The following is a 13,409-nucleotide window of genomic DNA, read 5'->3' as shown; positions in this document are numbered from 1 at the left end:
TTCGGAAGAACAGGGAACCAAAGTACCAAGAACACGGAATTAACCTGCAAAAAGCGCCCCTCCCCGACTCTGATTCCAAAACTGATAGGCTCGCTCTCAACTCGCGCCCTATCAGTCACGAGATGCTGTGTGCGTACGAACGGCCGCTTGGCGCCATTAGCGGAAGTTGGTCACGGTACGCATGATTCTGGCAGAGCTACCGCCTGCGCTCTAAGTCCCGGCCATATTGCTCGTACAGTTTGGCGGCGTTGTCCCGATATAGATGTCAATTACAATCTAATTACTGCAATCGCCAAATACGGTGGGTACGCTACGGACAGTTCTCGTGCGAATCGCGTTCGTCTGTCCGCGCCAGGACGCCGTTTCTACTCAGCTTACGGGAGCGAACATGCGAACAGTGGAGACGCCATCGGCCATCGGCACAGGATGGCGAATGACCCTGAGCCAACTTTACCGAACGATCGCGGCGGTTGAGACGTCTCCCATGGAGATTCTCTATGATCGGGTCTTGCAACTTGAACAGGAAGTGTCTGCGCTCAAGCGCAATTTGCTGATCGGCTCTGTAGGCCACGAGTGAATCGACTGGAGCCAGCAATAACTGCAGCAGCGCGGCGCGACGGTCTTCGGATAGGCGTCTTCATCGTGCACCAGCTTATCGGAATCCTGGGACACCGCTTCGACTTCGCTTCCGCGCCTCCTAAGGATCCCGAATTTCCATTTTCGCGATCCGAGCCGAATGAAGGTGATGTAGGCGGCGCCTTTCTCTACAGCAGCGCGAAAGGTAATCGATGGTTGTGTGGATCAGATCGTTAGCCGTCTTTGCGGCCATCTTGCTGGCCTTTCAGTCAGCGCACGCCCGTGATCGCGACGGCAAATATACCAATTCGCCACTTCACGAATGGTTTGAACAACTGGCCAGCAAAAAGGGCCGATGCTGTTCGGACGCCGATGGTCGGGCGCTCTCGGACCTCGATTGGGAATCACATGACGGTCACTATCGCGTTCAGATCGATGGCGAATGGGTAAACGTCCCCGAGGATGCCGTTGTAACAGAGCCAAATCGTGCGGGGCGGACAATGGTTTGGCCTACCTGGTTGGACGGGCACCCTCAAATTCTCTGCTTCATGCCGGGGAGCATGACCTAGAGATTTCCATAGTTCAATGACGAGATCGAGATTGATAACGCGGGAGGCTCGGGTTGAACATACAGTCGAACTCGGATGCACAATCGCTGGCATCTTCGATTTCCTCCGATTATGCGGCAATGGAATCGTCGATCGCCTTCTCGATCGGAATCGGACTGAACCGATCCCTTCGGAGCCGTTTGAGAGCGCTCGCCGGTGCATCGGAAAGTCAACCGATCTTCGTGCGCCACATGCAGACAAGTGCATGGATCGAGATCGATCCTAAGGGATCGGTTGCCGTGCGCCGCCAAAAGCCTGAAGGGTTGCCTTCGATCGACCTTGGGCAAGCGGTGACGCGCGAACCGGCGCTCGGCGATGCGGTTTACGCGGCATCGGCGGAAACGAGGGCCCTCAGAAGGGCGTGGAAGCTGATGGAGCCCTTGGTCCACGGATGGGGTTTGCCGTCGCGGCAGCAGTTCGGCCGTTTGATCGAATGGTCTCCCGTGCTTGAGCATCTCGCCTATCGATGTGCGACTAGGATGAGTAGCCTAGTGGACACGATCAGGTACGACATACTCGGGTCCAAAATGAACGAGGCCAGATTTGCCCAATATTGGATGGCGATGCACGCCATGGGCAACACGATACTTCTGTCGTCGGCGCCGGAGGCCAACCCTTGGCTGTCGGATATGGCGAAGCGCATACAGTGGGTCTCGTGGACGCCCACGTTCCCTCTGCTGCGCGAACGGACGCTGTGGCTGGCGGCCTGCGCCGCCCGTTCGGCGATAGCGTTCGGAATTGACGTCGTGGAAAAGTATCTGCGGGTGGTCTCCCACGCGACGCACCCGGTCAGAGTGTTCGACGCCTTATACGGACTTTCCGCGATAGCCCTGGAGGACGCGGATGCAGCCAGAACCGTCCTTGCCGAACTCCGTTCGCTCAGGGACGCGTTGAAGCGCCGATATCTCGAACACCTGCCCTTGATCGAGGCCGCGTTCTCGGGAGCGATAGAGACGATCTCGGAACCTGATTTCAAATTGAACGATTCCGATTGGGAAATAAGACTCCTCGGATGGCAGAGGACGTCAGAGTGGGGTTTGGCGACACCTGGTGCACTACGCGCCGACCCGACGACCATCCTTTCGTCGGGACGCTATCTTGGACTGGCGGTTCTGCCGTTCGTGATCAGCACTCCGGTGCGCGATTTCTACCCTGCCAAGCGCGACGGGACCCGGACGCTCGATATCTCCGTCAGCGAGATAGCAGAAACGGTCTTTCGCGCCTGGGGCTCGGCCGAGCGTCCTTCGTCACGTTTGACCCTTCACTGACGTGGTGTGTGCAACAATTCGACCGGTGTGCCGACTAGCCGTGTTGTCGCGAACAGTTGATCCGCCGAAACGACCTTGCCGGCAGCGAGAAGAAAGATTGGTACGCGAAGTTGCGTCAGATCGATCTGTTGCCCAAGGGCGACAGAGGCGTCGTTCAGCGATCTGGTTTTCCTTGAATAGCCATTTGACGACTTGAAGGTAGCATACCCCGGGTAAATTGAGCGTTTCGGCATACCATTGCCGATGAACGGGACGGCGGCACGCGGAACAGGGTGATTGTATCGTTCGTGGTTATGAGTTCGGCCATCCGGTGCGATGAGGTGCATTTGTTAATCCGTGCGACGTCCTCGGTTTCTCGGCAGGATGCCACGGTAGCGGACCGCTTGATTCTCAAGACAAGCGAAGTCGATCTCCTGGGAGAGACGGATCGACGCCTCACTTTTGACTTCGATTTGGCGTGCATTCTCTCTTTGTGCGTCCTCGGGCTGCAGCATGGCTCGCAACGTCGTCATCAAAATTACCTTGGACGTTGTCGTCGCGCTGCTTGCCAACACGACGATCAACGCGCGCGACCTCGGCCAATGGGACGACCCTGCCAACGCTGATTTGAAAAGATGGTATCAGGACTTAAAGCAACCTGATAACCCTGCGGTGTCGTGTTGCGGTGAAGCAGACGCATATTGGGCTGATGCCTTTGAGGCAACGTCAGACGGTCAATATATCGCGATCATCACCGATCCGCGTGACGACGAGCCATTAGGACGACGGCACCGCGATATTGGTACAAAGATTGTCGTTCCAAACAACAAGATCAAATGGAATGAAGGCAATCCTGTGGGTCATGGAATTATATTTTTGAATCGAGCCGATACGGTCTTTTGCTACCTGCCGCCATTAGGAATCTGAAGGCGCTTCACGTCCATCCTTGGCGGACTCCATCACCACTACTCCCGAGTTTAGTTTTGGGTATACACACCAATATTCAACAGAACTTGATTATTTGAACGGGCGGATCGGACAGCGTCGTAACATCGTAATTCAGCGACTGAGCAGGTTGAGAGGATGCGCGTCCATCTTCCGCGCCATTAGCTCGCGTCGAACCCCCCGATATGATGTTGGGCATAGAACTCAAGGCCAAGCTTAGCGACGAGGTCGATTTGGGTTTCAAGAAAATCGATATGATGTTCCTCGTCGTGCATCAGCTGCTCGAAGAGTTCGCGTGTCACATAGTCCTTTACACCGTTCAACCGGCCGACACGGAAGCACGCATCGCTTGTCGCATTCCTCGCCGGAGATTTTCGGCAATTTCAGCCTCAAACTCTCGAAATTGAGAATTTCGCGACGATCTGAGAATCAGAAAAGCCCCTATTGACGGGCGTTTGCATCCTTTCTTGGCTTCTTTCAGTTTGATTTTTGCTTCACGTAACGGCCAGGTGCCGGCTCGATGACGTTATAGTTGGCGTTGCCGGCCTGCGCCGGCGCAGGAATCCTCCCGCTGGAGTGTCGCTTCATCCAAACATCCCAATCGGGCCACCAGCTCCCGGGTCTCTCTTCGGCGTTCTCGAGCCAATCCTTCGCGTCGCATCCCAGGTCATCATTCAGCCAGTGGCTGCGTTTGTTGCGGGCCGGCGGGTTAATGACGCCAGCAACGTGACCGCTAGCCGCGAGGACGAAGCGTTGGTCTTTTCCGATCAGATCCTTCGAGCGGTACGCGGTCTGCCATGGAACAATGTGATCCTCACGCGAGGCCAGCATATAGAGCGGCACTTTGACAAAGGAGAGGTCAATGGGAACTCCGCACTGCGTGGTCTTGCCCGGTTTCTTGATGTTGTTCTCCAAATATGTATTGCGCGCGTACCAGCAATACATCGGGCCTGGCAGGCTGACGCTGTCGGAGTCCCAGTACAACAGGTCGAATGCGTCAGGCGTCGCGCCTTTCAGATAGCTGTCGACCACATAGCGCCAGATCAGATCGTTGGCGCGTAACGTTCCGAACGTGAAGGCCAACTCTATGCCGGGAAGGACGCCGCCTCTTCCGATCGTCGCCTCTCGCAAGACAACCGAGCCCTCGTCGATCAGCAGGCCGATATCGCCTGTGTCGGTAAAGTCGAGCATGGTGGTCAAAAGCGTGATGGTCGCGAGCTTGTTTTCGTCACGCGCGGCGAGCACCCCCGCTGCGCAGCTCAAAATAGTGCCCCCAACGCAGAAGCCGAGCGCGTGAACTTCGTCGACGTTGGCGATATCGCGTACCACATCGATAGCCTTGAGCGGGCCAAGCCTCAAATAATCATCCCAGCTCAGGTGTCCGATCTCAGGCACCGCGCTCCGCCAGGAAATCAGGAAGACCTGATGACCTTGGGCGACGGCATATTCGACAAGCGAATTCCCTGCACCTAGATCGAGAAGATAATATTTGTTGATGCAAGGCGGTACAATCAGCAACGGCGTCTTCTCGACGTCGGGCGTCTTCGGCGTGTACTGGATCAGTTGGATCAATTCGTTCTCAAAGACGACGAAGCCCGGTGTAACTGCGAGGTTACCACCCACTTCAAAAGCAGATTCGTCGACCCTCGTAATTCGTCCCTTCTGAATATCTTCGATCAGATTCTGGATTCCGGCGGTAAGACTCGCCGATTGCTTTCCGTATGACTTCCGGATTGGTCGCGGGGAAATTTGAAGGACTCATCGCGTCAATGAATTGACGCGCGTAAAAACGAAGCTGCAGCCTCGTTCTGTTATCGACCTGTGCGTGATCAACCAGCTCGTGCAGTTGTGTTGAGGCGAGGAGATACGATTGTTTGAGAAGATCGTAGTAAGGCGTCTCCTGCCACGCTTGGTCCTTGAAGCGCTTGTCGCCGCGAACTGGCGGGATCGCAGGTTTTGTGCCGAGGGTAAGTGTCCCTATGACCGCGGCGTTCCAGAACCGCCAGATTTGCGTGACGTACTCGCGCTGCATATCTATCGCGAACGTAAAAGGCGAAAAGACCTGACCCATGGGGGCCGAACTCTTGTCGGATACTCCCATTGCCGTCGCGAGCGCATAGTCAAACCGCTTCATCGATTGCTGGCCCGCATGCATCAGGTTTTCAAGATAGGCAGACGGATCGTCCGGCGATGACGTACCTTTCATTTAAGCCTCCAACGATCGGCAACTCTTGTTGGTTTTGACCGGTATCATGCTTGATACGGGCCCACACATTCCACAACACAAATTTCGATCGATACAGCCGCACACCAGCGATCGGTTCCGATGGATATCGCGCCGCAACAAAACCAACCATCGTTACCCTCTTGCTGTCCTAACTCGCATCGGCCGGAACGAAACAACGGATGTCGATATTGCCGCGAACATTGACATACCAGACAACGGCTTCACCTAACGGATTACCTACGCTTCGAACGATCGCTTTCTCCGGGACCTGCCACCAGACACCGTCGATCGGTACCCAGTAGACTCCCGCACGCACGTCGTAGATCGTTCGATGTCCGTCGGAAATGTCGCAGCAAGGAACGCCGGCGGGGCTACGCACGCATTTGAACCATGCGCGAACATCGTCAGGGATTTTCCCAAACTGCCCCCGAACAACGGCGCGCGCAGTTCCTACGGCGAGAATCAGCGATCCGGACAAGCACAACAGCGCGCGTAGTCTCATCGTAGGTCTCCGCACACCGATCTTCTGAACGATACGTTGATGTGGTGCCGAAGGCCATTAGCTGGCCGATTAAAAATGTTCCCGCACTGCAAAAACACCGATCGGCTGACAACTCTTGTCAATGCGATAGAACGGGACAATCATCAAGTGATGGGGACGTAGGATCAAGCGAGCCCCGTTGCGTTTGTCGTCTGTACAAAATTCAAGTTCACGCGATTTGGCGGTCGTTGATCTTTACGCACCGCTGCAGTGCTCGAAGGAATGACTACATGTCTGTAGCGCCCTGGATCAAATCGTACCCGCGAGGCGTTCGCTGGGACGCAGAATTGACGATTATGCCGGTCCAGCAGATTCTGGAGCGATCTGCCGCCAAATGGTCGGATAATCCCGCGCTCAATTTTATGAACAAAAAGATCCTCTATCGGGAGCTGAACGATCTAGCTAATCGAGCGGCCAAGGGATTCCAAAAGCTCGGTGTGCGCCCTGGCGTACACGTCGGTCTCTATCTCCCCAACACACCTCATTACGTCATCGCATTCTTCGGCGTGATGAAGGCGGGTGGCACCGTAGTCAACTACTCGCCTCTGGATGCGGAAAAGGTCCTCGAGCACAAGGTCGAGGACAGCGAGACTGACATATTGGTGACGCTCGATCTCAAGGCGCTTTACCCGCAGATGGGCCGGCTGCTCGGCAGGACGAGATTGAAAACACTCGTGGTCGGCAACTTAGCGGAAATGACTCCGGCGCCCGAATCCGTGCGCGCTCAAATGTCGCACAATGGCGAAACCGTCGCGGTCCCCAAAGATAACAAGCACGTGACGTTTGACGAGCTTGTTAATAACAATGGCGAGTATGTTGCGTTTCCGGTTGCCGATCTGCGTGAGTCCGTGGCGGTACTTCAATACACCGGGGGTACGACCGGACTTCCAAAAGGCGCGATGCTCACGCACGCCAACCTTTCGTCCGCAACCGCGCAATACGTTGAGACGACGCATACGGAGCCGCAACTCCTCGACGAAGGGCGCGAGCGGATTCTTGCCGTCCTGCCGCCGTTCCACATCTATGCGCTGACGGTCAATATGCTGTTGGGTATGCGCATCGGCGCAGAGCTGATCCTGCATACCCGGTTCGACGCGGCAGCGGTGGTGAAGGACATTTCCGAGAAGAAAGTCACGGTATTTCCCGGCGTACCAACGATGTATGTCGCGATCATCAACTATCCCGGCGTTGAAGATCTCGATTTGTCTTCGATCAAGTGGTGCGCGTCCGGAGGAGCCCCTCTTCCTCTGGAGGTCCAGAAACGCTTCCAGGACATCTCTGGCTGCCGATTGGCCGAGGGCTGGGGCATGACCGAAACGTCACCGACAGGTACATTCACACCACTGGAAGGTGCGGTGAAGCCCGGCTCGTGCGGGATTCCCATTCCCGGCATCACCATCAAGTTTGCTGACGTCGACGATCCGTCTCGCTACGTGGGCTTGGGCGAAAAAGGCGAGATTTGCATCGGCGGTCCCAACGTCATGCGGGGATATTGGAAGCGCGCAGTTGCAACAAAGGAGGCCACGACCAAGGACGGTTTCCTTCGAACCGGCGACGTCGGATACATGGACGAAGATGGATACGTCTTCATTGTCGACCGTACCAAGGACATGCTGCTGTGCGGCGGATTTAACGTCTACCCGCGCATCATCGAAGAGGCAATTTACCAGCATCCAGGCATTGAAGAGGTCATCGTGATCGGAATCCATGACGACTATCGCGGCCAATCGCCAAAGGCCTTCGTGAAGCTCAAGACCAACTCAAGCCCCGTCACGCTCGAGCAGATGAAGGACTTTCTCAAGGACAAGTTGGGAAAGCACGAAATGATCAGCGCGTTGGAAATTCGCGATGCCCTGCCGAGGACGGCCGTCGGCAAGCTGTCTAAGAAGGAGCTTTACGAGGAGGAAGCCAGAAAGCGCGTTGCCCAACAATGAATTCTGAATTCAGAGCTCCGTAGTCCTGAAAGTTTTCTCGCGATCACGCGCGGCGCGCATCGCAAACAATGTGCCACCATCCTTCTCGAAGCCAAGCCCGCTGGGATGCCAGCCTTGCCGGCCGGCCCCGGATGAAATTCCTGACGCTTCAAACGTCGGTTCAATTTATTCGCTTGCGGCCTTCGAGGTATTGGACAACACTTGCGAAACAGAAGGCATTCGTCTTCCGGTCTGTTTTTTTCGCGGTTGGCGATTCTTACGAGCCTTCGAAAAAGAGCGACCAAGAAGGAGGAGTGCCATGCGTCAGTGGATGATAGTTGCTGCCTTGTTGCCGATGCTCGGCGGTGCGGCGCTTGCGCAAGAGACGGTCAAACTCGGCTACATCGATCCGCTCTCGGGAGGCGGTGCCAGCGTCGGCGAGGTCGGCTTCAAGACCTTCCAATTTCTCGCTGACGAGTTGAATGCCAAGGGCGGCATTCTCGGCAAGAAGGTCGAGATCGTTCCCCTCGACAATAAGACCAATCCTCAAGAAAGCCTGATTCAGGCGCAGAAGGCGATCGACGCCGGCGTGCGCTACATCACCCAGGGCAACGGGTCGTCAGTCGCCGGTGCGCTGACGGATTTCGTGTCAAAATATAACGAACGTAATCCCGGCAAAGAGATCCTCTATTTCAATTACGCTGCGGTGGATCCGGTGCTCACCAATGCAAAGTGCAACTTCTGGCATTTCCGTTGGGATGCAAATTCCGACATCAAGATGGAAGCGCTCACGAACTACATGAAGAGCGCTTCAGCCATCAAGAAGCTTTATCTGATCAACCAGGACTATTCGTTCGGCGAATCGGTCCGCTCCGCCGCAAAGAGCATGCTCAAGGCGAAGCGGCCGGACATTGAGATCGTCGGCGACGAATTGCATCCGTTGCTGAAGATTACCGACTTCGCACCGTACGTTGCGAAGATCAAGGCGTCTGGTGCTGACAGCGTCATTACCGGCAACTGGGGGCAGGATTTTGCGCTGCTCCTCAAAGCTAGTGCCGACGCCGGACTAAAGGTGAACTGGTACACCTACTATGCGGGCGGCACCGGCGGTCCCACCGCGATCAAGCAGGCAAACCTCAATCATCAGGTCTTCCAGATCGCCGAGGGAATTCCGAATCTCGGCAATCCGGCGGCGGACGCTTTCGAGAAGGCGCTGCGGGCGAAATATGATTTCAGCCTGTTCTATCCGCGTGCCGTCAACGAGATGAGAATGTTTGCGGCCGCGGCGGAAAAGGCCAAGTCGCTCGATCCAGTCAAGGTTGCCGCAGCGCTCGAAGGCATGGAATTCGACGTCTATGACGGCGGCAAGGGCACCATGCGGAAGGACGATCACCAGTTCTTCCAGCCCATGTATATCGCCTCGTTCGGCGATCGCACGGAAAAAGAGCTGTTCGACGAGGAAAAGACCGGTTGGGGCTGGCGGCAAGCTGCGAAGATCGATCCGGAGCAGACCATGCTCCCCACGACCTGCAAGATGGAGCGCCCGAACTAACCGGCGTCACCGCGCAAACTTCGTGCGCTCCGGCGCTCGCCGGAGCGAGGTCGGCTCATCTCTCGGGAGTGGAGTGTCGTGCTAGAACTTGTCGTCATATCCACGCTGAACGGCGTTCTATTCGGAATGCTGCTGTTTTTGATGGCAAGCGGCCTGACCGTCATCTTCAGCATGCTCGGCGTTCTCAATTTCGCGCATGCAAGCTTCTACATGCTCGGCGCATTTTTTGGCTTCCAGATCAGCCGATGGGTTAGCTTCTGGCCCGCGCTCTTCATCGCTCCGTTGCTGGCAGGGGCGCTTGGTGCGGCAGTAGAGCGATTTGGGCTGCGACGGGTCCACCGTAACGGTCATGTCGCGGAGCTCCTGTTTACGTTCGGCCTGGCCTTCGCGATCGAGGAGATCGTACAGATCATCTGGGGCAAAAGCCCCGTCGATTTCCGCATTCCGGCGTCATTGGATTTTCCCGCTTTTAGAATCTTCTCGACCAATTACCCGGCCTATAAGATGTTCATGCTGCTGGTATCGATAGCGATCTTTGTCGGCCTGCTAGCGGTCCTCAAGAAGTCGCGCATCGGCTTGATCGTTCAAGCAGCCCTTACGCATCCGCATATGGTCGGGCATCTCGGCCACAATGTTGGGCGCATCTTCATGCTGGTGTTCGGGGTCGGTACGGCGCTCGCCGCCGTCGCTGGCGTGATCGCAGGCCCCGCGCTGGTGACGCAGTCGAACATGGCGGCACTACTTGGACCAATCCTGTTCGTGGTCGTGGTCGTTGGAGGACTCGGTTCGCTACCGGGCGCCTTCGTTGCATCGCTGCTGATTGGCCTCGTCCAGACTTTCGCGGTCTCGATGAATGGCTCACTTGCCGGCGCGCTTGGCCCGCTAAGTCCGGCCTACGCGCAAACCTGGCTGGCGGACATCTGGGGCGTCTCGGTCGCTCAGATCGCGCCGATCATGCCCTATGTACTGCTGGTTCTCATTCTGATCTTTCGCCCGATGGGCCTGCTGGGAACACGTGAAACATGAGTGAATTGACTTCAAGCGTAGCGCCACCCTACCCGGCCTTCAGCGAAAAACTGAAATTCTATGGCATCTGGGTTGCCACAGCGCTGATGCTGTTGGTGCTGCCGAAGATTTTCAGTTCGGGGGGCGCTCTGACGACCTTTAGTCTGATCGGCATCTCCATCATTTTCTCCCTATCCTATAACATCCTGCTCGGCCAAACCGGACTGCTTTCGTTCGGACACGCCGTTTATTACGGCCTTGGCGGCTTTCTGGTGATTCATGCCATCAACATCATCAGCGCCAACAAACTTCCGATCCCGTTGCCCGTCGTTCCTCTGGTCGGCGGCTTGGCCGGATTGTTCTTCGCTGCACTGCTTGGATGGGTCTCGACCCAGCGCAGCGGAACGGCGTTCGCGATGATTTCACTTGGCGTTGCCGAGCTGATCGCCTCGTCGGCCCTCATCTTGCGCACGTTCTTCGGGGGCGAAGCCGGCATCTCAGCGAACCGTACCAAATTGTTTCGGGTTTTCGACTGGAATTTCGGACCTCAAATTCAAATCTACTATCTGATCGCGGCATGGACGTTGCTGGCGGTCATCGCCATGTACGCGCTGACGCGCACCCCGCTTGGCCGCATGTGCAATGCCGTGCGTGACAATCCTGAGCGCGTTCAGTTCGTTGGCTATAACCCCCACGTCGTTCGTTATCTGGCCTTTTGCTTCGCCGGCTTCTTTGCCGGCATCGCGGGAGCCCTGGCCGCGATCAATTTTGAAATCGCCAACTCGGCCTATCTCGGCGCCGTACAGTCCGGAACTGTGTTGTTTTCGACGTATATCGGTGGCATTGGCTATTTTATTGGACCGATTGTCGGAGCCATATTCGTTACCGTGCTATCGCTGAGCTTAAGCGATCTGACATCGGTCTGGCAGCTCTACTTCGGACTGTTTTTCATAGCGGTCGTGACGTTTGCGCCCGGAGGCCTCACAGGGCTTCTGATGATGCACCGGCCGCTGCTCAAGGGCGGCACATTGGGTAAGGTATTGCCGTCCTATTTGATAGCCCTCGTTCCGACGCTTGCATTGGTCGCAGGTCTCGTTCTCGCGCTCGAAACTGTCGTACATCACACCGTGAACCCGGGCGATGACCCAAATATCAAAGCCTTCGGCATGAACTTCAACGCCTCGAGTCCGATCACGTGGATCATTGCTCTGTTCCTGATAATCGCCGGATTCATCGTTGCGCGAGAGACTTGGCGCAGGCTTGCGCACGCGTGGGACGACGCGCTCATGGCGGCGCATGAAAGGGGATACCACGCATGACCCAGCCCGCCATAGAGCTGAAGGACGTGCAAAAAAGCTTCGGCAACATCTCGATCATCCGCGACCTGAACTTAAGCGTAGCACAGGGCGAACGGCACGCGCTCATTGGCCCCAATGGTGCGGGCAAATCGACAACGTTCAATCTCATCAGCGGCTACATGGCGCCCACCTCCGGAAGCGTCAAGCTCCGCGGCGAGCCGATTTCCGGCCTTCCGCCCTATCAGATCAACCGTCGCGGATTATCGCGCAGCTTTCAGGTAACGAACGTATTCGCCAATATGACCGTTTGGGAAAATCTGCGTTGCGCGGTGCTCTGGACCGACGGCCATCATTACTCGTTCTGGAAGAACATCGATAATCTAAAGGAGGTCCGCGACCGAACGGCGCAGGTGCTCTCGGACATCGGTCTCGCTGCACGCCGCGACGTACCGGCCGGGCTGCTAACATATGCCGAACAGCGCGCGCTGGAAATCGGCATTACCATTGCCGGCGGCGCCGACGTCATCCTCCTTGACGAGCCGACCGCGGGCATGAGCCACGCGGAAACGGAGCGGGCAGTTTCGCTCATTCGCCGCCTCACCGAGGGACGAACATTGGTGATCGTAGAGCATGACATGAGCGTCGTGTTCGGACTGGCCGACCGAATTTCGGTGCTGGTCTATGGCCACATCATTGCGACCGGAAGGCCGGACCAGATTAGGTCGGATCCCAAGGTCAAGGAAGCCTATCTCGGCGAGGAGGCAGCCTGATGCTCGAGGTCAAGGACCTGCACGCCTACTACGGCAAGAGCCATATCCTCCAGGGCGTCGATCTGCGGATCGATGCCGGCGAAGTCGTTAGCCTGCTCGGCCGGAACGGCGTCGGTCGCTCGACGACCGTCAAGGCGATCATGGGAGAAGTGCCGCCGCAGGGTACGATCCGGTTCAAAGGAACTGACATAGCGGGGATGCCGAGCTATCAAATTGCCCATCTCGGCCTCGGATACGTTCCTGAGCACCGCGATATTTTTCCAAGCCTCACCGTACGTCAAAACCTGATGCTCGGCATCAAGGACCCGCGCAAACCCGGCAAATGGCGGCTCGACGACATGCTGCAAATGTTTCCTAACCTCGCGGCGCGTGCGGATACCGCCGCCGGTGTCATGTCGGGCGGCGAGAAGCAGATGCTTACGATGTGCCGCACGCTGATGGGTGACCCTGAACTGATCATGATCGATGAGCCGACTGAAGGGTTGGCGCCCCTCATAGTTCATCAGGTCGGCGACCTGATCGCAGAAATCGCACGACGCGGGGTGGCTATTTTGCTTGTCGAACAGAAGCTCTCAATCGCCATGCGGATATCGCACCGCGTTTACGTGATGGGCCACGGTCGCATCGTTTTCGAGGGAACACCCGCGAATCTGACAAGCAACGCCGCGGTCCGAAAAGAATGGCTGGAGGTTTGAGCCAGACGCCTCGATGCCCGCGAGTGGAGTGG

The 13,409-nt window shown here is 56.6% G+C and carries 13 protein-coding genes and 2 pseudogenes; 10 read left to right on the top strand and 5 right to left on the bottom strand.

The window, feature by feature from the left end; all coding sequences use genetic code 11:
* The first annotated feature begins 433 nt into the window (after window positions 1–433).
* The 3 genes from V1289_RS36265 to V1289_RS36255 all read left to right on the top strand — a co-directional run bounded on the left by V1289_RS36265 (window position 434) and on the right by V1289_RS36255 (window position 2,452).
* A complete protein-coding gene (locus V1289_RS36265) occupies window positions 434–577 on the top strand; it encodes a hypothetical protein (RefSeq protein ID WP_334395529.1) in 144 nt (47 codons plus the stop codon).
* A 211-nt stretch (window positions 578–788) separates the two neighbouring features.
* The gene (locus tag V1289_RS36260; RefSeq protein WP_334395530.1) at window positions 789–1,145 is read left to right on the top strand and encodes a hypothetical protein; all 357 of its coding nucleotides are present in this window, start codon (window positions 789–791) and stop codon (window positions 1,143–1,145) included.
* A gap of 566 nt (window positions 1,146–1,711) precedes the next feature.
* Window positions 1,712–2,452, top strand: a complete 741-nt coding sequence (locus V1289_RS36255) for a hypothetical protein (RefSeq protein ID WP_334395531.1) — start codon at window positions 1,712–1,714, stop codon at window positions 2,450–2,452.
* On the opposite strand, the gene V1289_RS36250 is transcribed toward V1289_RS36255, so the two are convergent.
* The gene (locus V1289_RS36250) at window positions 2,446–2,778 is read right to left on the bottom strand and encodes a hypothetical protein (RefSeq protein WP_334403409.1); all 333 of its coding nucleotides are present in this window, start codon (window positions 2,776–2,778) and stop codon (window positions 2,446–2,448) included. The two genes, V1289_RS36255 and V1289_RS36250, sit on opposite strands and share 7 nt — an antisense overlap.
* 166 nt (window positions 2,779–2,944) lie before the next feature.
* On the opposite strand from V1289_RS36250, the gene V1289_RS36245 reads away from it, so the two are divergent.
* The gene (locus tag V1289_RS36245; protein ID WP_334403407.1) at window positions 2,945–3,358 is read left to right on the top strand and encodes a hypothetical protein; all 414 of its coding nucleotides are present in this window, start codon (window positions 2,945–2,947) and stop codon (window positions 3,356–3,358) included.
* A gap of 179 nt (window positions 3,359–3,537) precedes the next feature.
* Here V1289_RS36245 and V1289_RS36240 read toward each other — a convergent pair.
* From V1289_RS36240 to V1289_RS36225, 4 genes and pseudogenes are all read right to left on the bottom strand, one after another.
* Window positions 3,538–3,696 (bottom strand): annotated as a pseudogene (locus tag V1289_RS36240) (ferritin-like domain-containing protein); the annotation flags it as partial.
* Between the two features lie 157 nt (window positions 3,697–3,853).
* Complete coding sequence (locus V1289_RS36235) at window positions 3,854–4,894, bottom strand: PHA/PHB synthase family protein (protein WP_334407812.1); 1,041 nt, start codon at window positions 4,892–4,894, stop codon at window positions 3,854–3,856.
* Window positions 4,877–5,408, bottom strand: a pseudogene (locus V1289_RS36230) (class I poly(R)-hydroxyalkanoic acid synthase); the annotation flags it as partial. The gene V1289_RS36235 and the pseudogene V1289_RS36230, both read right to left, overlap by 18 nt.
* Window positions 5,409–5,751: 343 nt before the next feature.
* The gene (locus tag V1289_RS36225) at window positions 5,752–6,105 is read right to left on the bottom strand and encodes a hypothetical protein (protein WP_334403405.1); all 354 of its coding nucleotides are present in this window, start codon (window positions 6,103–6,105) and stop codon (window positions 5,752–5,754) included.
* 269 nt (window positions 6,106–6,374) lie between these two features.
* Here V1289_RS36225 and V1289_RS36220 point away from each other — a divergent pair, with 269 nt between their 5' ends.
* The 6 genes from V1289_RS36220 (at window position 6,375) to V1289_RS36195 (ending at window position 13,377) form a co-directional block, all read left to right on the top strand.
* Window positions 6,375–8,078 (top strand): long-chain-fatty-acid--CoA ligase, encoded by a 1,704-nt coding sequence (locus V1289_RS36220; RefSeq protein WP_334403403.1) that lies wholly within the window; start codon window positions 6,375–6,377, stop codon window positions 8,076–8,078.
* Between the two features lie 298 nt (window positions 8,079–8,376).
* A complete protein-coding gene (locus tag V1289_RS36215; RefSeq protein WP_334403401.1) occupies window positions 8,377–9,609 on the top strand; it encodes a branched-chain amino acid ABC transporter substrate-binding protein in 1,233 nt (410 codons plus the stop codon).
* 78 nt (window positions 9,610–9,687) lie between these two features.
* Entirely contained in the window at window positions 9,688–10,635 is a 948-nt protein-coding gene (locus V1289_RS36210; protein ID WP_334403399.1) for a branched-chain amino acid ABC transporter permease, read from the top strand.
* Window positions 10,632–11,933: a branched-chain amino acid ABC transporter permease gene (locus V1289_RS36205; RefSeq protein ID WP_334403397.1), complete on the top strand. Its 1,302-nt coding sequence runs from the start codon at window positions 10,632–10,634 to the stop codon at window positions 11,931–11,933. Before V1289_RS36210 ends, V1289_RS36205 begins: the two co-directional genes overlap by 4 nt.
* Window positions 11,930–12,682, top strand: a complete 753-nt coding sequence (locus V1289_RS36200) for an ABC transporter ATP-binding protein (RefSeq protein WP_309183230.1) — start codon at window positions 11,930–11,932, stop codon at window positions 12,680–12,682. The genes V1289_RS36205 and V1289_RS36200 overlap by 4 nt, the downstream gene beginning before the upstream one ends.
* Entirely contained in the window at window positions 12,682–13,377 is a 696-nt protein-coding gene (locus V1289_RS36195; RefSeq protein WP_309183229.1) for an ABC transporter ATP-binding protein, read from the top strand. Before V1289_RS36200 ends, V1289_RS36195 begins: the two co-directional genes overlap by 1 nt.
* The last annotated feature ends 32 nt before the right edge of the window (window positions 13,378–13,409 follow it).

The sequence above is a fragment of the Bradyrhizobium sp. AZCC 2289 genome (assembly GCF_036924615.1).
In the GTDB taxonomy this organism is placed as follows: domain Bacteria; phylum Pseudomonadota; class Alphaproteobacteria; order Rhizobiales; family Xanthobacteraceae; genus Bradyrhizobium.
Note: the sequence above shows the minus strand (reverse complement) of the source record. Positions and strands in the feature narration are given on the sequence as shown.

Bases quoted from the DNA above. Each gene is read 5' to 3' on its own strand.
- V1289_RS36220 (WP_334403403.1), top strand. From the start codon at position 6,375: ATGTCTGTAGCGCCCTGGATCAAATCGTACCCGCGAGGCGTTCGCTGG.
- V1289_RS36205 (WP_334403397.1), top strand. From the start codon at position 10,632: ATGAGTGAATTGACTTCAAGCGTAGCGCCACCCTACCCGGCCTTCAGC.
- V1289_RS36255 (WP_334395531.1), top strand. From the start codon at position 1,712: ATGAACGAGGCCAGATTTGCCCAATATTGGATGGCGATGCACGCCATG.
- V1289_RS36195 (WP_309183229.1), top strand. From the start codon at position 12,682: ATGCTCGAGGTCAAGGACCTGCACGCCTACTACGGCAAGAGCCATATC.
- V1289_RS36215 (WP_334403401.1), top strand. From the start codon at position 8,377: ATGCGTCAGTGGATGATAGTTGCTGCCTTGTTGCCGATGCTCGGCGGT.
- V1289_RS36200 (WP_309183230.1), top strand. From the start codon at position 11,930: ATGACCCAGCCCGCCATAGAGCTGAAGGACGTGCAAAAAAGCTTCGGC.
- V1289_RS36225 (WP_334403405.1), bottom strand. From the start codon at position 6,105: ATGAGACTACGCGCGCTGTTGTGCTTGTCCGGATCGCTGATTCTCGCC.
- V1289_RS36265 (WP_334395529.1), top strand. From the start codon at position 434: ATGACCCTGAGCCAACTTTACCGAACGATCGCGGCGGTTGAGACGTCT.
- V1289_RS36250 (WP_334403409.1), bottom strand. From the start codon at position 2,778: ATGCACCTCATCGCACCGGATGGCCGAACTCATAACCACGAACGATAC.
- V1289_RS36245 (WP_334403407.1), top strand. From the start codon at position 2,945: ATGGCTCGCAACGTCGTCATCAAAATTACCTTGGACGTTGTCGTCGCG.
- V1289_RS36260 (WP_334395530.1), top strand. From the start codon at position 789: ATGGTTGTGTGGATCAGATCGTTAGCCGTCTTTGCGGCCATCTTGCTG.